Annotated in this window: 18 protein-coding genes; 9 read left to right on the top strand and 9 right to left on the bottom strand. The window is 63.2% G+C overall.

Annotated elements, in window-relative coordinates:
• The first annotated feature begins 116 nt into the window (after positions 1-116).
• On the top strand, positions 117-641 hold the full coding sequence (gene tsaA, locus EB815_RS18320; protein ID WP_081295086.1) for a tRNA (N6-threonylcarbamoyladenosine(37)-N6)-methyltransferase TrmO: 525 nt from the start codon (positions 117-119) through the stop codon (positions 639-641).
• Positions 638-952 carry a DUF2293 domain-containing protein gene (locus EB815_RS18315; RefSeq protein WP_056573349.1) on the top strand — a complete coding sequence of 105 codons (315 nt, stop codon included), beginning with the start codon at positions 638-640 and terminating at the stop codon, positions 950-952. Before tsaA ends, EB815_RS18315 begins: the two co-directional genes overlap by 4 nt.
• A gap of 15 nt (positions 953-967) precedes the next feature.
• On the opposite strand, the gene EB815_RS33630 is transcribed toward EB815_RS18315, so the two are convergent.
• Positions 968-1,213, bottom strand: coding sequence for a hypothetical protein (locus EB815_RS33630; RefSeq protein ID WP_244494105.1), 246 nt, complete (start codon positions 1,211-1,213; stop codon positions 968-970).
• Positions 1,214-1,500: 287 nt separating this feature from the next.
• On the opposite strand from EB815_RS33630, the gene EB815_RS18305 reads away from it, so the two are divergent.
• Together EB815_RS18305 and EB815_RS18300 are read left to right on the top strand one after the other, a co-directional pair.
• Positions 1,501-2,463: a D-amino acid aminotransferase gene (locus EB815_RS18305; protein ID WP_056573352.1), complete on the top strand. Its 963-nt coding sequence runs from the start codon at positions 1,501-1,503 to the stop codon at positions 2,461-2,463.
• 131 nt (positions 2,464-2,594) lie between these two features.
• Positions 2,595-3,434, top strand: a complete 840-nt coding sequence (locus tag EB815_RS18300; RefSeq protein WP_056573356.1) for an SDR family oxidoreductase — start codon at positions 2,595-2,597, stop codon at positions 3,432-3,434.
• Positions 3,435-3,482: 48 nt separating this feature from the next.
• Here EB815_RS18300 and EB815_RS18295 read toward each other — a convergent pair whose 3' ends face one another.
• Together EB815_RS18295 and EB815_RS18290 are read right to left on the bottom strand one after the other, a co-directional pair.
• The gene (locus EB815_RS18295) at positions 3,483-4,100 is read right to left on the bottom strand and encodes an MOSC domain-containing protein (protein ID WP_056573358.1); all 618 of its coding nucleotides are present in this window, start codon (positions 4,098-4,100) and stop codon (positions 3,483-3,485) included.
• A 17-nt stretch (positions 4,101-4,117) separates the two neighbouring features.
• Positions 4,118-4,675: a TetR/AcrR family transcriptional regulator gene (locus EB815_RS18290; protein ID WP_244494106.1), complete on the bottom strand. Its 558-nt coding sequence runs from the start codon at positions 4,673-4,675 to the stop codon at positions 4,118-4,120.
• Between the two features lie 197 nt (positions 4,676-4,872).
• On the opposite strand from EB815_RS18290, the gene EB815_RS18285 reads away from it, so the two are divergent.
• The 4 genes from EB815_RS18285 (at position 4,873) to EB815_RS18270 (ending at position 7,498) form a co-directional block, all read left to right on the top strand.
• Complete coding sequence (locus EB815_RS18285) at positions 4,873-5,295, top strand: hypothetical protein (protein ID WP_056573365.1); 423 nt, start codon at positions 4,873-4,875, stop codon at positions 5,293-5,295.
• A gap of 19 nt (positions 5,296-5,314) precedes the next feature.
• Entirely contained in the window at positions 5,315-5,713 is a 399-nt protein-coding gene (locus EB815_RS18280) for a VOC family protein (RefSeq protein ID WP_056573540.1), read from the top strand.
• 153 nt (positions 5,714-5,866) lie between these two features.
• Positions 5,867-6,433 carry a methyltransferase family protein gene (locus EB815_RS18275; RefSeq protein WP_056573369.1) on the top strand — a complete coding sequence of 189 codons (567 nt, stop codon included), beginning with the start codon at positions 5,867-5,869 and terminating at the stop codon, positions 6,431-6,433.
• A 122-nt stretch (positions 6,434-6,555) separates the two neighbouring features.
• Positions 6,556-7,498 (top strand): IS630 family transposase gene (locus EB815_RS18270; protein WP_156394344.1). Its coding sequence is split into 2 segments (ribosomal slippage): positions 6,556-6,891 and positions 6,893-7,498, totalling 942 coding nucleotides; the frame shifts between segments, so codons are not numbered across the junction.
• Here EB815_RS18270 and EB815_RS18265 read toward each other — a convergent pair.
• The 5 genes from EB815_RS18265 to ettA form a co-directional block, all read right to left on the bottom strand.
• A complete protein-coding gene (locus EB815_RS18265) occupies positions 7,465-7,914 on the bottom strand; it encodes a GFA family protein (protein WP_056571993.1) in 450 nt (149 codons plus the stop codon). The genes EB815_RS18270 and EB815_RS18265 overlap by 34 nt on opposite strands.
• 169 nt (positions 7,915-8,083) lie before the next feature.
• Positions 8,084-9,205 carry a beta-ketoacyl-ACP synthase III gene (locus EB815_RS18260; RefSeq protein ID WP_056571991.1) on the bottom strand — a complete coding sequence of 374 codons (1,122 nt, stop codon included), beginning with the start codon at positions 9,203-9,205 and terminating at the stop codon, positions 8,084-8,086.
• A 129-nt stretch (positions 9,206-9,334) separates the two neighbouring features.
• Positions 9,335-9,670 (bottom strand): hypothetical protein, encoded by a 336-nt coding sequence (locus tag EB815_RS18255; RefSeq protein ID WP_056571989.1) that lies wholly within the window; start codon positions 9,668-9,670, stop codon positions 9,335-9,337.
• A 109-nt stretch (positions 9,671-9,779) separates the two neighbouring features.
• Positions 9,780-10,550 (bottom strand): trans-aconitate 2-methyltransferase, encoded by a 771-nt coding sequence (tam, locus tag EB815_RS18250; protein ID WP_056571987.1) that lies wholly within the window; start codon positions 10,548-10,550, stop codon positions 9,780-9,782.
• Between the two features lie 45 nt (positions 10,551-10,595).
• Complete coding sequence (ettA, locus tag EB815_RS18245) at positions 10,596-12,245, bottom strand: energy-dependent translational throttle protein EttA (protein ID WP_056571985.1); 1,650 nt, start codon at positions 12,243-12,245, stop codon at positions 10,596-10,598.
• Between the two features lie 253 nt (positions 12,246-12,498).
• On the opposite strand from ettA, the gene EB815_RS18240 reads away from it, so the two are divergent.
• A complete protein-coding gene (locus tag EB815_RS18240; protein ID WP_081294913.1) occupies positions 12,499-13,785 on the top strand; it encodes a GGDEF domain-containing protein in 1,287 nt (428 codons plus the stop codon).
• 38 nt (positions 13,786-13,823) lie between these two features.
• On the opposite strand, the gene EB815_RS18235 is transcribed toward EB815_RS18240, so the two are convergent.
• The gene (locus tag EB815_RS18235; protein WP_056571983.1) at positions 13,824-14,831 is read right to left on the bottom strand and encodes a ribonuclease T2 family protein; all 1,008 of its coding nucleotides are present in this window, start codon (positions 14,829-14,831) and stop codon (positions 13,824-13,826) included.
• Positions 14,832-14,998: the final 167 nt, after the last annotated feature.

Genomic DNA, 14,998 nt, shown 5'->3' with positions numbered 1-14,998 from the left:
CTTGCAAGCGCTATGTCGCTTCCGGACAAGAAAATGCCGCATGCGTGATTTCCCGGTGCATATCGCCCAAAAACGTGTAGCGGTCTTGGGACTGGCACCAACACAGAGATGGCAGAATGACCGCACCGCGTGAGATGTTCGAGGCGCGCGAAGGTGAGCAGAGGCTGGAACAGGACCCGGCTGCAATGCCCGCGGATGGCGGCGTCGTCTTCATTGGCCGCATCGCCTCGCCATGGACCACACGCGAGACCTGCCCGAAAAACATGCGCGCGGCCCGCGAAGCCGGCCGGCCGGCGGTGCTGACCATCGACGCGCCCTATCGCGGCGGCTTGCAGGGCCTTGAGCGCGCCAGCCACGTCGTCATCCTGTCCTGGCTGCATCACGCGCCGCGGAATCTGATTGTTCAGAAACCGCGCCATGCGGCTGAAGCAAAAGGCGTATTCGGCCTGCGCTCCCCTGCCCGGCCGAACCCGATCGGCCTGCATGTGGCAAAACTTGTCGGGCTCGATATCGCCGCCGGGCGTATCGATATCGACGCCATCGATGCGCTCGACGGCACCCCGGTCATCGACATCAAGCCTTACTTCGCCTCGACCGACGCCGTACCGGAGGCGACCATGGAAGGGCGCGAGGAGCGATGACGGCGCCGACCGGCCGCCGCCGCGCCATCGCCAAGGCACTGACGGCGCTCCTGCCGCTGGCGCCTTACGCCGACATGGAAAAGATCCGCGCTGACGCCGGCTCGGTGCATATGAAGACCTTGCCGCCGACGATCGCGGTGTGGCTGGCGACGATCGCCCACATCCGCCACATGCACACCGATTACGAAAAACTGCTGGCCGAGGGCTATGACCGCGACTCCGCACGCTTCTTCGTCATCGAGCAGACCAACATGGTACTCACCCGCTGGCGGGCGACACGCCTGCTCGACGCCGACGACGAGGATGAGTGAGGCGGCAGGGTCTGTTTATTTTCGCTTCAGCACGGCAACCGCATTGTAGGGCTGGCCGTCAGCCTGGCCCACCCAGGTCCAGGACAGGTTCCCCTTGAAAACCCGGACGGTGATGTCGCCGCCATCGATGCATTTGTCCTGGCCGTAAGTGATGCTTTCATGGAACTCAGCGGATGTCTCATCCCGCGACGTCTGCGACAGCGACCCGCCGCAGCCGAGTGACGGATAATCGATCGATGCGCCATCGTCCCTGATCGTCATGGCGATCGACCAGTCGGCGCCGGCATCACCGGCCAGGGCAGAGTTCGTCGCCTTGTTTTACGCATTGCGCACTGGCTTCGCCCGCCACGGCGAAAATCATCATGGTTGCGATGACGGTCCCAAGCCTGACCATATCCCCTCCCATTCCAAGCTGCCGGATCATAGGGCAACTCCAATCCGGTGTATCGGCCAGATCATGGAGGACGAACAGCGCCTGATGGCTGGCTCTATCGCTTCTGTCCGGCGCCGATAGCCTGCAGATCCGCCTTGTGCGAGAGGAGGCCGCGATGACCCGGACGAAGGCAACAGAGGACCCGGCGCGACTGCCGCTGGTTGGCGATCGCCATGTCGACCCGCATTCCTATCCCGATGGCATCGCTTTCCTCGATGGTCAGTACCTGCCGATGTCGCAGGCTAAGGTGTCGGTGCTGGATTGGGGATTTCTGCACTCGGACGCCACCTACGATACGGTGCATGTCTGGGACGGCCGCTTCTTCCGGCTTGACCTGCATCTCGACCGCTTCTTCGGCGGACTCGAAAAGCTGCGCATGACGATCCCCTTCGATCGCGAAGGCGTGGCCGAGATCCTGCACAATTGCGTCGCGTTGTCGGGCCATCGCGCCGCCTATGTCGAGATGCTGTGCACTCGCGGCGCCTCGCCGACCTTCAGCCGCGATCCGCGCCAGGCGATCAACCGCTTCATGGCTTTCGCGGTCCAGTTCGGCTCGGTCGCCAATGCCGAGCAGTTGCGGCGCGGCCTGCACGTCGCCATCAGCGACAAGGTGCGTATCCCGCCGGCTTCGATCGATCCCGCGATCAAGAACTATCACTGGCTCGACCTGGTGCGCGGCCTCTACGATGCCTATGACCGCGACGCCGAGACCGCGCTCATTCTCGACTTCAACGGCAATGTCGCCGAGGGCCCGGGCTTCAACGTCTTCTGCGTCAAGGATGGGAGACTGTCGACGCCGGCCATCGGCGTGCTGCCCGGCATCACCCGCCGCACCGTTTTCGATCTCTGTGGCGAGGAAGGGCTCACCGCCGAGGCTGCCGATATCAGCGTCGCCGCGCTAAAGGCGGCCGACGAGGTCTTCATCACCTCGACCGCCGGCGGCATCATGCCGGTGACGCGGATCGACGGCGCGGCCATCGCCGATGGCAAGGTCGGACCCGTCACCAGCCGGCTGATGGCGCTCTATTGGCGAAAGCACGATCATCCGGCGTGGTCGAGCCCCGTGAAATATCCCTGATACCGGGCCGTCCTGTTCAAAAAGATTTCCCCTCGCCTCTGGAAAATCAGGGGACAGACTGTATATGCGCGAAAGCGGAGAAGCCTCCGCTTTCGCTAAAATCGCGCCCTCAGGGGCAAGGATCCCACATCATGACATCAAAGGTTTGGTTCATCACCGGATCGTCGAAGGGTTTTGGCCGCGTCTGGGCCGAGGCCGCATTGGCGCGTGGCGACCGCGTTGCCGCGACCGCCCGTGACGCCGGCACGCTCGCCGATCTGGTCGAGAAATATGGTGACAACATTGCCGCGATAAAGCTGGACGTCACCGACAAGAAAGCTGTCGACGCCGCCATCGCCGAGGCGCACAAGCGCTTCGGCCGGCTCGACGTGGTCATCAACAATGCCGGCTATGGCCATTTCGGCGCCATCGAGGAAGTCAGCGAACAGGAAGCCCGCGACCAGATCGAAACCAATGTGTTCGGCGCGCTCTGGGTCACGCAGGCAGCCCTGCCGATCATGCGGTCGCAGAGGTCCGGCCACATCATCCAGATCTCGTCGATCGGCGGCGTCAATGCCTTTGCCTCGCTCGGCCTCTACCACGCCTCGAAATGGGCGCTGGAAGCCTTCAGCCAGTCACTCAGCATCGAGGTCGCGGAGTTCGGCATTCATGTCACGCTGGTCGAGCCGGGTGGCTTTTCCACCGACTGGTCCGGCGCCTCCGCCAAGGTCTCCAAGCCCATCGAGGCCTATGCGCCTGCCCGTGCCAAGATGGCCGAGCGCCGCGCCAACTCGGTCGCCGGCGATCCCGAGGCGACCGGCCCGGCGATGCTGGCCATCGTCGACGCCGCCGAGCCGCCGCTGCGCGTGTTCTTCGGCGATGGCGGCCTGCCGATGATCCGCCAGGAATACGCCAACCGCCTCGCCACCTGGGACAGGTGGGACCACGTGTCCGTCATGGCGCAAGGCGCCAACAAGAACCGCAAGGGCTGAGGCCCGGCACTTTTGCTACGCCGCCCAAGGGCGGCGTAGCCCTTGCTCTCAGGCCCGATAGATCCACTGCTCCGGCACCCGCGCGGAAATCTCTTCGCCGGCCTTGATCGTTCCCGGCTTCTCGACCCAGGCGACCACGCCCCGCAGCCGCTTCGCCGCTTTCGGGAACAACAATGCGCCAGCTTCGATGTCGGCCATCCCGGAATTTTGAGCAATTGACCGCCCGGCGATGCGGCATGGTCCGTTCTGGGCGTCGACCTTGAGGGTGACACCATCCTTGAAGAACAGCAGCGTGCCAGCCGGCAGCATCGACAGATGTGGCACGCCTTCGATCACCAGATTGGCGCCGATCCATTCCGGCCTGATCTCGGCCAGCCCCATCCGCTCGGCGACAATGGCCAGTTCATCCCCGGCCACGATCGACACTTGCCGCTCGTTGCGCATTTCGGTGCCGCGCGGATACCAGGGTTCGCGTCCTCCCGAACGCCGCGTCGCGCCGGCATGGAAATCGCCCCATATGCCGTCGAAGCCCAGCCGCAATTCCTTCACCGGGCGTGTCTGGAAATGACCCGGCGGCGCGGCATAAAGCGCGGCCGCGCGGGCGGAAAGCTTCTTTGCCGGGATGATTTCGACCGGCTTTTCGGCCTCGGGGAAGAGATCCAGCATGGCGTTCCGTCCTTGAATCATGCCTCCCGTTTTTGCTCTTCAGCCGGCAGAGCCGCAAGAGCGGTTTGGGCCAAAAGGCGCAACTCTTCGGCCGATGCGCCGTCGCGCGCCTGGATCGACATGCCATTCATGACGCCGGCAATGTATTTGGCGAGACTCTCGACGGAGAGCTCTTGCGGCAGTTCACCCGCTGCCCTGCCCCTGGCCAGCCGCTGCGCGATCGCCGCCTCGCTCGCCTTGCGATAGGCCTTGAGTTCATCCGCGATGCCTTGCGCCTGCGGCGAGGCCGCCAGCGCGCCGCTGACGAACAGGCATCCGCCCGGCTTGCCGGGCCTGGAATAGGCCTCCGCCGCCCCCATGAGCAACCGCCGGATCGCCTCGCGCGTCGGTACCGGCGCACTCAGCGCCTCCAGCGCAAACCCTATCTCGGTCTCGTGGTAGCGTGTCAGCGCCTTGCGGAACAAGGTCTCCTTGTCGGTGAAAGCATTGTAAATCTGCGGCGGCGTCAGCCCCATCGCCTCACGCAGCATGGCAAGCGACGTCGCCTCATAGCCATGCTCCCAGAACAGGTGCATCGCCGCATCCAGTGCCCGGTCGGGGTCGAACGCACGGGGACGACCACCCCTTGCCCTTTCCAATTTATCCATAGCGATCGATACGAAACCCGTTGACTCGCCTGTCTCGCATAACGTAACAATTGATACGAAACATGGCAAGCCGGAAGGCGATCCGTCAAGCAAGGCCGTGCAACCCGAGGACAAGGAGAGCCCAGATGCCAATCACCGTGACCGCGCCGGAAGGTGTACTGACAGAGGCCGGAGAGCGCGAAATCCTGCCGCGCCTCAGCGACGCCCTGATCGATGCCTCCGGCGCTACGGGCAATTCCTTCCTCACGTCGATCGTCGGCGGCACGGTCCATGTCCTGCCGTCCCGCCACATCTATGCCGGCGGTGCCAACCGGCCTGTCGTCATGGTGGAGTTGAAATTACCCAATATCGGCCTTGGCTCGGTTGAAGCCCGCAAGGCCTTCATCACCACTGCCGCCGGGATTGTCGCCGATCTCTGCGTCCCGGAGCACAAGCCCGAAAATACCTGGATCAACATCGTCAACGCGCCCGACGGCGGCTGGGGCATCGGCGACAGGCAATATACGAGCGATGCGCTTGTCGCCGCCGTCACCGCCGCGGCGCACTGAACCGATGGGGAACGACAGGATGCGGCTCTCCCCTTCGCTGTTCTTCACCACCAACTGCGAGCCGGCACTGGCCTTCTACGAAGAGTGCGGGCTCGGCCGGGCAACCATCCTGTTGCGCTGGGGCGACAACGGAATGCCGGTTCGCACCGAAGCCATGCGTGGAAAGATCCTGCATGCCCGCTTCGAAGGTCCCGGTGTGCTGTTTCATGCCTCCGACAATGACGATGCGGAGCCGATGAAAGGCTCCGCCATGATGCTGGAATTCGACGATCTGGCCGCCATGCGGGAGCTTTTCCAACGCATGGCCGCTGGCGGCCGCATCACCGTGCCCGTGGCGCGGCAATATTGGGGAAGCAGTTTCGGCATGCTGGTCGACGCCTATGGCGTGCAATGGATGTTCAGCTGTTCCAGCGAGTGAGGACAAGGATCACGACCTTCTTACCGGAAATGGAATTGGCGCCGCATTGCCGCCGCGTCGGATCGCTTTCATGGTGCTCGGATGCATGTCGCTCAAAAATGGATCCCGGCTTTGGGAGAACGACCTGCATGAAACAAGGACCGGAGGTTCGGCATGCGACCGGTGACGGCAATCACGCTGCTCTGGCTGATTTGGGTGCTCACGTGGATTGCGGCCGCAGCGTGGGCTGATCCAGTTCAAAAACGCGCCACTATTAGGGCCGAGGCCCGCTATCGTGTCTTCTGGCTGGCCGGCACCGTCCTGCTGTTCGTTCCGGCGCACGGCTACGAAGGCAGGTTGAGATTGTGGACCCCAACCCTCGCAGAGGCCTGGGCTTGCATTGCCCTGATCGCCGTCGGGCTGATCTTCTCGTGGTGGGCGCGCATTCATCTGGGCAGGTTGTGGTCGGCCTCGGTCACTGCCAAGGCAGACCATCGCATCGTCGACACGGGCCCCTATGGCCTGGTCCGGCATCCGATTTATACGGGGCTGCTGTTGGCGGTGCTCGCCACCATGGCGGCAAAGGGGACGGTCTGGGGTGTTGCCGGCGCGGCCCTGCTCATCATCGGCGTCGTCATGAAGGCAAGGCTCGAGGAACGCTTCCTGCGCGGCGAACTTGGCCCCGCCTATGACGATTACGCACGGCGAGTGCCGATGCTGGTGCCCTTCACACCGGCCTGACACGTTGGAGCGCCGCTTAGTCCGATCTTCTAGAGCGTGTTGCTGTTGATTTGAATCGGTTGGGATTCACGCCGAGGTGATTTTGTGATTCAAGATGCTGGCTGGGCGGAGGCCAGCATCGGATGCCAAGACCCTATTCAAACGATCTTCGTGAGCGCGTTGCGGCAGCGGTTGCGGCTGGCCGGACATGCCGGGAAACGGCTGCATTGTTCGGGGTGAGCGTGGCGAGTGTTGTGAAGTGGTCGCAACGCCAACGATTGAGCGGAAGCGCATCGGCGTTGCGCATGGGGCGTCAATCCGGCCGGGATTTGGAGCCACATCGCGTGTGGCTGCTGGAGCGGGTAGCCTCACAGTCGCATGTGAGCGTGCGAGCGCTGTCGGCGGAGCTTGCCGAGCGCGGCATCGTGGCAGCCCCGGTGTCGGTGTGGCGGGTGCTGAAGGAGGCCGGGTTCAGCTTCAAAAAAAACGCTGTTCGCCAGCGAGCAGGACAGGCCGGCGATTGCGCGGCGCCGGGCGCAATGGAGGAAGTATCAAGGCAGGCTTGATCCACGGCGCCTGGTGTTCATCGACGAAACCTGGGCAAAAACCAACATGGCGCCGCTACGAGGCTGGGGGCCTCGTGGGCACCGATTGGTCGCCAAGGCTCCGCATGGCAAATGGCGCACGCTGACCTTCCTGGCCGCGCTGCGCTGCGAGCGCATCGACGCGCCCTGCGTCATTGATGGTCCCATCAACGGTGCAAGCTTTGCGGCCTGGGTTGAGCAGTTCCTCGTGCCGACGCTCTCGCCCGGTGACATCGTCGTCATGGACAATCTTGGAAGTCACAAGGGGCAAGCCATTCGTCGTGCCATTCGCGCGGCCGGAGCCAAGCTTTTCTACCTGCCACCCTACAGTCCAGACCTAAACCCGATCGAGCAGGTCTTCGCCAAGCTCAAGCACCTCATGCGAAAGGCTTCAGAACGGACCGTCGAGGCCACATGGCGACGTATCGGAACACTCCTCGAAAGCTTTCAACCCGCTGAATGCGCCAACTATCTCGTCAACGCTGGATATGCTTCAATGTAAGTGAAACACGCTCTAGCCGCGCTGCTTTCCCGAAAATGGTCGACGGCGCCGCCGATTTGAACCCAATCATGTTTCGACTGCTCGAAGATCGACCGCGCTGGCGAAGGATATTTCGGATCCGAAAGCGCGCCGACGGCGACGCCGATCATTGACGGCAGCCTGTCGGCCCTCCAGCAGACGGTCGATCCGCAGTTCGGACAAAAGCAGTTGCGGACCTTGCCGCCGCTTGCCGCATCGCGGGTGAATTCCTTCGCGGTTCCAGAGATGGCGACAGCATCAGCCGGATAAAAGGCGCCGACGCCGAAGGGCGCGCCGGTTCGGCGCTGGCAATCGAGACAGTGGCAGGCGACAACCAGCTTTGGTGGGCCTGTCAGCGTGAGCGTGAGGGCACCGCAGCTGCATCGTGCATCGGCCATTGGAACTCTCCTTTCTGAAACGGGATCGCGTTGCTCCAAGTTGAGATACCCCCGACACAGGCTGTGCGAGGGTCAGGTCAGGTTGAAACGGAGTGGAAGACGGCGCGAAGCGGCCCGCTGAGGACGAAAGTCCGAATGGTCTTTCAGGCCGGCATCACCGCGACGTTGCTTAGAGCATTCGGATGAGCGCGCCGCCTATCGAATACCCCGCGCCGAAGGCGCAGATCAAGCCGAAATCGCCGGGCTTCATGTCGGCATGGTTCTCCGACAGCGCCACGATGGCCCCGGCGCCCGCGGTGTTGCCCAGCCGCTCCAGCACCATCGGCGCACGGTCATGATCGACGTCGTGGCCAAAGGAGAGCTTCAGGATCATGGCATTCATGCGCGCATTGGCCTGATGCAGCCAGAAGCGCCGGACCGCCTGAGGGGTCAGCCCGTGCTCGGCCAGGAATTCGACGATGAACTTCTGGCCGGCGACGGTGACTTCCTTGAACACCTTGTTGCCGACCTGCTTGATCAAATTGCCTTCCAGGTTGATCATGTAGGGATCGTCCTGGGCGGTGCGCGTGTGATAGCCGAGATTGGTGCGGATGTTGTTCGACATCTGCGTCCAGATGCGTGTGTCCAACACCTCGAAGCGTCCCGGCCGTTTGTCGCCCTTGGCAAGTCCCTCCACCACCAGCGAAACCGAGGCGTCGCCGAAGATGAAATGCGTCTGCCGGTCGCGGAAATTGAGATGGCCGGTGATGATTTCCGGCGTGGTCACCAGGATGCGCTTGTGCGCGCCCGAGCGCACCAGATTGACGGCCATGTGCAGGGCCGCGGCGGCGGAGGAACAGCCAAGCCCCATGTCGAAGCCCGCGCCCCTTGTCCCCAGCGCTTCCTGCATTTCGATGGCGATCGCCGGATAGGGCCGCTGGTGGTGGGAAGCCGAGCAGATGATCAGGTCGATCTGCGACGGCTCAAGCCCGGCGTGGTCGAGCGCCTTCCTGGCCGAGGCGATGCCGAATTCCGCTTCCAGCGACAGCGCATCGTCGGGCCGCGCCGGAATGCGCGGCGCCATGCGGGTTGGATCGAGTATGCCTTCGCGCTCGATCACATGACGGGATTTCACACCCGAGGCATGAACGATGAAGTCGCTGTCGGATTTCTGCAGCAGCGCCTCACCGGTGACCTGGCGGCGTGCGTTCTCGGTGTCGACCCAGCTGTTGAAGCTCTCGACCAGCTCTTCATTGGTGATGACAGCTTCAGGAATTTCAGCGCCGATGCCGCTGATGATGACGCGATGCATGTTTCAGTCCGTCCCATCCGCAGGCGTTGCGGCTTCATGTGGGCGCCGAAACGCTTCGGCGCAACACTTTTCTCATCCGGCCGGTTTACGCCGGCTTAAAGCAAGGTTTCAGGCCGGCCTGACCCGCTTTCACCAGGCGCACAGCTTGGTGTTCGTCTGCGGGTTGTTCCAGCAGGCGCCGTCGTCGCGGCTGCGCACATACTGTCCCGGCAACGGCACGTTGCGGCGGCCGAGATTGACGTAGCCATAGGCAAAACCCGGCCCGTCGATCTCCAGCACATAGGTCGGATAGCCCGGCGCCGAGATGCGGAAGCTGCCCGCATCGTCGATCATGCGGTAGCTGCAGGGAAAATACCCGTCATCCGTGGTGAAGCAGCGCGCCCGCTTGGCTTCGGCCGAAACCGAAAACGCCAGAAGTGCCGCCGCGCATACGCCACCGCCGCAAAGCAATCTTTTCAAAGTCATCACTCCCCCCTGCCATGCGGGCCATCGTCGCCCGCGCGATGAGTTGGCATGGCGGTCAAACCGGGTCAAGCGGCCGCGTCAGGGCCCAAGAAAAGTGGATAATTCTTTCCTAGCCGGCCCTTTTGGCGACTATGAAAATTCGCGGGAAGCGTAGCAAAACCTTGCCGTTTGCCGTCCTGGGATAGGCCTTGGCGATCTTGGCCGTGTAGCTGTCGAGGAACAGCTTGCGCTCTTCCGCCTCCAGCGGATCGAGGAACGGCTTCAGCCCGGTCGCCTTGACCCACTCGACGATCGCTTCGGCATCGGCCAGCGGATGATTGTAGATGGTGTGCCAGATATCGAGCCGGTCGCTGAGCGGCGACAACAGGTCGTAGTAGAACGACACCGGCGGCAGCGGCGCGCGCGCCGCGCCCTTTATCCTTGCCGCAAACGGCATTTCGGCGGCGGTCTCACGCATCAGCCGATGCGAATCCTCGGCCATATTGTCGGGCATCTGGATCGCCAGCGCACCGCCGGGCGCGAGGAAGCCCATCAGCCGCTGAAACACCGAAGGGTGCTCGGGCAGCCACTGGAACACCGCATTGGCAAAGATGACATTGACCGGCTCGGCCGGCCGCCATGTCGAAGCATCGGCGAGGTCGAAGCTGACATTGGGCAGGCGCGCCCTCGCCTTCTCGATCATGTCGGGAGAGGTGTCGAAACCGCTCACCTGCGCATCCGGCCAGCGCTCGACCAGGAGCTCGGTGGAATTGCCCGGTCCGCAGCCGATGTCGACGACCCGGCGCGGGAAATCGACCGGCACCTGTGCCGCCAGGTCGCGCGCGGGCCGCGTGCGCTCATCCTCGAATTTCAGATATTGGGCGGCGGACCAGTCAGCCATTTGAACTCCTCATGTGGTTTGAGAATTCGCCGCCCCTATGGTCCCCTACCGCGTCAGCCGCTTGTGAGTCATGCGGTGCGGGGCCGCCGCTTCGGCGCCCAGGCGCCGCAGCTTGTCCTTCTCATATTCCTCGAAATTGCCTTCGAACCATTCGACATGCGCATCGCCTTCGAAGGCCAGCATGTGGGTCGCCATGCGGTCGAGGAACATGCGATCGTGGCTGATGATGACGGCGCAGCCGGCATAGGCTTCGAGCGCGTCTTCCAGCGCTCCCAGCGTTTCGGTGTCGAGGTCGTTGGTCGGTTCGTCGAGCAGCAGGACGTTGCCGCCATTCTTCAACATCTTGGCCAGATGCACGCGGTTGCGCTGGCCGCCGGAGAGGTTGCCGACCTTCTGCTGCTGGTCGCCGCCACGGAAGTTGAAGGACGAGCAATAGGCGCGGCTGTTGATCTCGTGCTTGCCGAGCTTGATGATTTCGGCGCCGCCGGAGATTTCTTCCCACACGGTCTTATTCCCATCCAGTGCATCGCGGCTCTGGTCGACATAGCCCAGCTTGACCGTCTCGCCGATGCGCACGGTGCCTGCATCCGGCTTTTCCTGGCCGGTAAACATCTTGAACAGCGTCGTCTTGCCGGCGCCGTTCGGGCCGATGACGCCGACGATGCCGCCTGGCGGCAGCCGGAACGACAGGTTCTCGATCAGAAGCTCGTCGTCAAAGCCCTTGTTGAGGCCTTCGACCTCGATGACCACATTGCCGAGGCGCTCGCTCGAGGGAATGACGATCTGCGTATCGGTCGGCTTGCGGTTCTGCGACTGCTCGACCAGTTCCTCATAGGCCTTGATACGCGCCTTCGACTTGGTCTGGCGTGCCTTCGGGCTCGACTGGATCCATTCGCGCTCGCGCCAGATCGACTTCTGGCGGGCGTCGTCCTCGCGGCCTTCCTGGATCAGGCGCTTGGCCTTGGCGTCGAGATATCTGGTGTAGTTGCCCTCGTAGGGAATGCCGCGGCCGCGGTCGAGTTCGAGGATCCAGCCGGTGACATTGTCGAGGAAGTAGCGGTCGTGGGTGATGATCAGCACCGAGCCCGGATAGTCGCGCAGGTGCTTTTCGAGCCACGCCGTGGTCTCGGCGTCGAGATGGTTGGTCGGTTCGTCGAGCAGCAGCAGGTCGGGCTGTTCGAGCAGCAGCCGGCAGAGCGCCACGCGGCGGCGCTCGCCGCCCGACAGGTTGGTGACTTCGGAGTCAGGCGGCGGACATTGCAGCGCGTCCATCGCCATCTCGACCTGCTGGTCGAGATCCCAAAGGTTGAGCCGGTCCATCTCGTCCTGGAGCTTGGCGGACTCGTCCGCCGTCTCGTCGGAATAGTTCATCATCAGCTCGTTGTAGCGCTCGATGATGGCGGTCTTCCTGCCGACGCCGTCCATGACGTTTTCACGCACGGTCTTGGAGTTGTCGAGATGCGGCTCCTGCGCCAGGTAGCCGACGGTGGCGCCTTCGGCCAGCCATGCCTCGCCCTGGAACTCCTTGTCGAGCCCGGCCATGATGCGCAGGATCGTCGACTTGCCCGAGCCGTTCGGCCCGAGAATGCCGATCTTGGCGTCCGGGTAGAAGGACAGATGAACGTTATCGAGCACCTTCTTGGTGCCATAGGCCTTCGACAGGCCGGACATGTGATAGATGAACTGGCGTGCCACGCGCGCTTTCCCTGAAACTGACTGAATTGTCGATTTGAATGGAGGTTGGCCGCTATGTAGGCGATGCGGCGGCGAACGGCAATCGCTTTTGCCAGATCAAGCCGACCACACGAACTAAGTGCGCGCCGCCTCCTGAAGTTTTCCATCGGCAACGAGCCGCTGAAAGCTCCGGTTAACCCTTCCGCGTCAAAAGAGGATCGGGGTGGAATCGCCGGCTGGCCGCGATTCCTGGAAAGAGAGCGGATCGACGGCATTGCTGAACAGTTTCCTGCTCCTTGCCGAAGCGATCGTCTACTTCAGCGTCATGGTGACGCTTTTTCGCTTCAGGAAGCGCATTGGTCTGGGCGTTTTCGTCTGCGCGCTCGGCGTCATGCACTTCCTGGAAACCTATCTCGCCAGCGTCTTTTATGTCGCCTTGCCATTCGGCATGGTTTCGCCGGGCTCGGCGGTGCTGTTTTCGGGCAAGCTGGTGATGCTCCTCCTGCTCTACATGAAGGAGGACGCCGCCACCGTACGCCAGCCGATCTACGGCCTGCTGCTCGGCAATGCGCTGATGATCGGGCTGGTGCTGCTCTTGCGCCTGCACGCCATAGCGCCGCTGCCCGATGGCCGGCTGCCCGACATCGGCTTCATCGACGAGATGGGCTGGCTGATGGTGTGGGGCACGACGCTGCTGTTCATCGACGCCATCCTCATCATCCTGATCTATGAAAAGCTTGGCCGGTATCTGCGCGAGGCACAGTTCGCACGCATCCTGATTTGCGTCGCCTGCGTGCTGACCTTCGACCAGGCGGGTTTCTTCACCGCGCTGCATTTCGTTGCCGGCGCGCCGATCGATGTCTTCCTCGGCGGCTGGTTCGCCAAGATGGCCGCGGCCCTGGCCTTCAGCGGCATGCTCGTGGCTTACCTCAGATGGTTCGAGGAGCGCGACATTCCGCTGCCGCGTGGGCTGACCGATATTTTCCAGACGCTGACATACCGCGAGCGCTACGAAGCACTGGTCGAGCATGTCGGCCGCGACGGCCTGACCGGCCTGCTGCATCGCGGCCGCTTCGATGCTGACGGGGAAGCCGCGGTCGAGATCAGCCTGCGCACGGCGAGGCCGCTCAGCCTGCTGATCATCGATGTCGACCATTTCAAGTCGATCAACGACCGTTTCGGCCATGCCGAGGGCGACAAGGTGCTGAAGACGGTTGCGACCCTGCTTCGCGAGGTGGCCAGCGCCGAAGACCAGGTGTTCAGGATCGGCGGCGAGGAATTCGCCGTCCTGAGTTCGCGCCCGCATTCGGTCGCCAGGCTGTTTGGCGAAAGCATCCGCTACGCGGTCAAGGCATCGGCCGTCACCAGCCGCTTCGAGCTGACCGTCAGCGCCGGGGTTTCAACCGTCGGCGAAACGACCCGCTGCCTTGCCGATCTGTTCGCGCTCGCCGACCAGCGCCTCTACAAGGCGAAGTCGACCGGGCGTGATCGCGTCGTCGGCGAGCCAGGCGGCCCCGAGGCCGATATGGCGGTCGCTTGGACCAAGTCGGGGCAAATCTAGCGCCGGTCACGGGCAGGCGACGGCCGTTCGGGCGGCGCTTACTGGAACCCGATCGCGTCGACGGTGCCGGTCGGGCAACCGGCCTTGTTGGTCGGCACCGAGGCCAGCAGCAGGTCCTTGAGCGAAGCGTTCGGGCCGATCGGGCCGGCAAGGCCAAGCGTCAGTTCGCCGATCAGCCGCCGGCCGCTCGTGGGATCGATGACGCAGGACACCCGCACGCGGTCGCCTGCTCCCGCGCCGAACGCGGTGTCGAAGGCGCCGCGGATCTGGTCCGCCGTCAGCTTGCCGCCAATATTCTTGACGAAGAGATCGCGCACCGGCGAGCTGTTGACCTGCCGCATCAGGCTGAGCGCATCCGCAAAATACTCCTGCTGGCTCTTGCCGTAGCAGGTGCCGTGCTTGATCCACTCATGCCGTTCCAGCTGGGAGGCCGTCCCCGGCATCACCTGGTCGAGCTCCTTGCGGGTGCCAGCGTCCAGATTGACCGGCGGCAGGTCCTTCCAGTGAGCCGGATTGTCGTTGGCCTTGTCGTTGGCCGCCACCTGGCAATAGAAATTGCCGTTCGGCTGCGGCCACAGGCCGTGCAGGGTGAAATTGGTGGCATCGAACTCGTTCGGGTTCTGCGCCTTGCATTCGGTCTTGTTCGACTTGGTCTCGCAAAAAGCCGGCTGCCAGCTCAGCGCGAAGACATATTCGGGCTTGCCCGAGGCGGCGGGCTTGCCTTGTCCGCCAGGTGCAGCCGGCACCGTCGCGGCACTGCTGCCCGACAGATGGCCGCAACTGACCTTCACCCAGCGGCGCTCCGGATCGGCACCCGGCACCAGGATCAGATAATGTGTCGGCGCGTCCTTGTTGCCGGCCAGCAGCTGGTAGCTCTGTCCGGCATCGGTCGAGACATTGCCGGGATTCTTGCCGTTTTTGATGGCTTGCGTTGCCGGACAGGCAGCGTCGGCGACGAAAGTGCCGCTCATCTTGACGTCGGCATGTGCCGCGCCGGCCAGCGATACCGCCAGCATGGCCAATCCGAAAACAACACCAATTCGCATGAGAATCCCCGGCTGAAGAAAGTGGGCGACAGACTGAAGCTGTCTCCATGTCAGAATTGCGATGTTTTGCTGGCCAAACGCAAGAAACATCGTCGCGCAAAAGCAGTTGCTGTGGATTGACGCGCAACCGGCGCCGGCGCAAACAAAACCAACAACGATAAATGGGG

It is taken from the genome of Mesorhizobium loti (genome assembly GCF_013170705.1).
In the GTDB taxonomy this organism is placed as follows: domain Bacteria; phylum Pseudomonadota; class Alphaproteobacteria; order Rhizobiales; family Rhizobiaceae; genus Mesorhizobium; species Mesorhizobium loti_D.
Note: the sequence above shows the minus strand (reverse complement) of the source record. Positions and strands in the feature narration are given on the sequence as shown.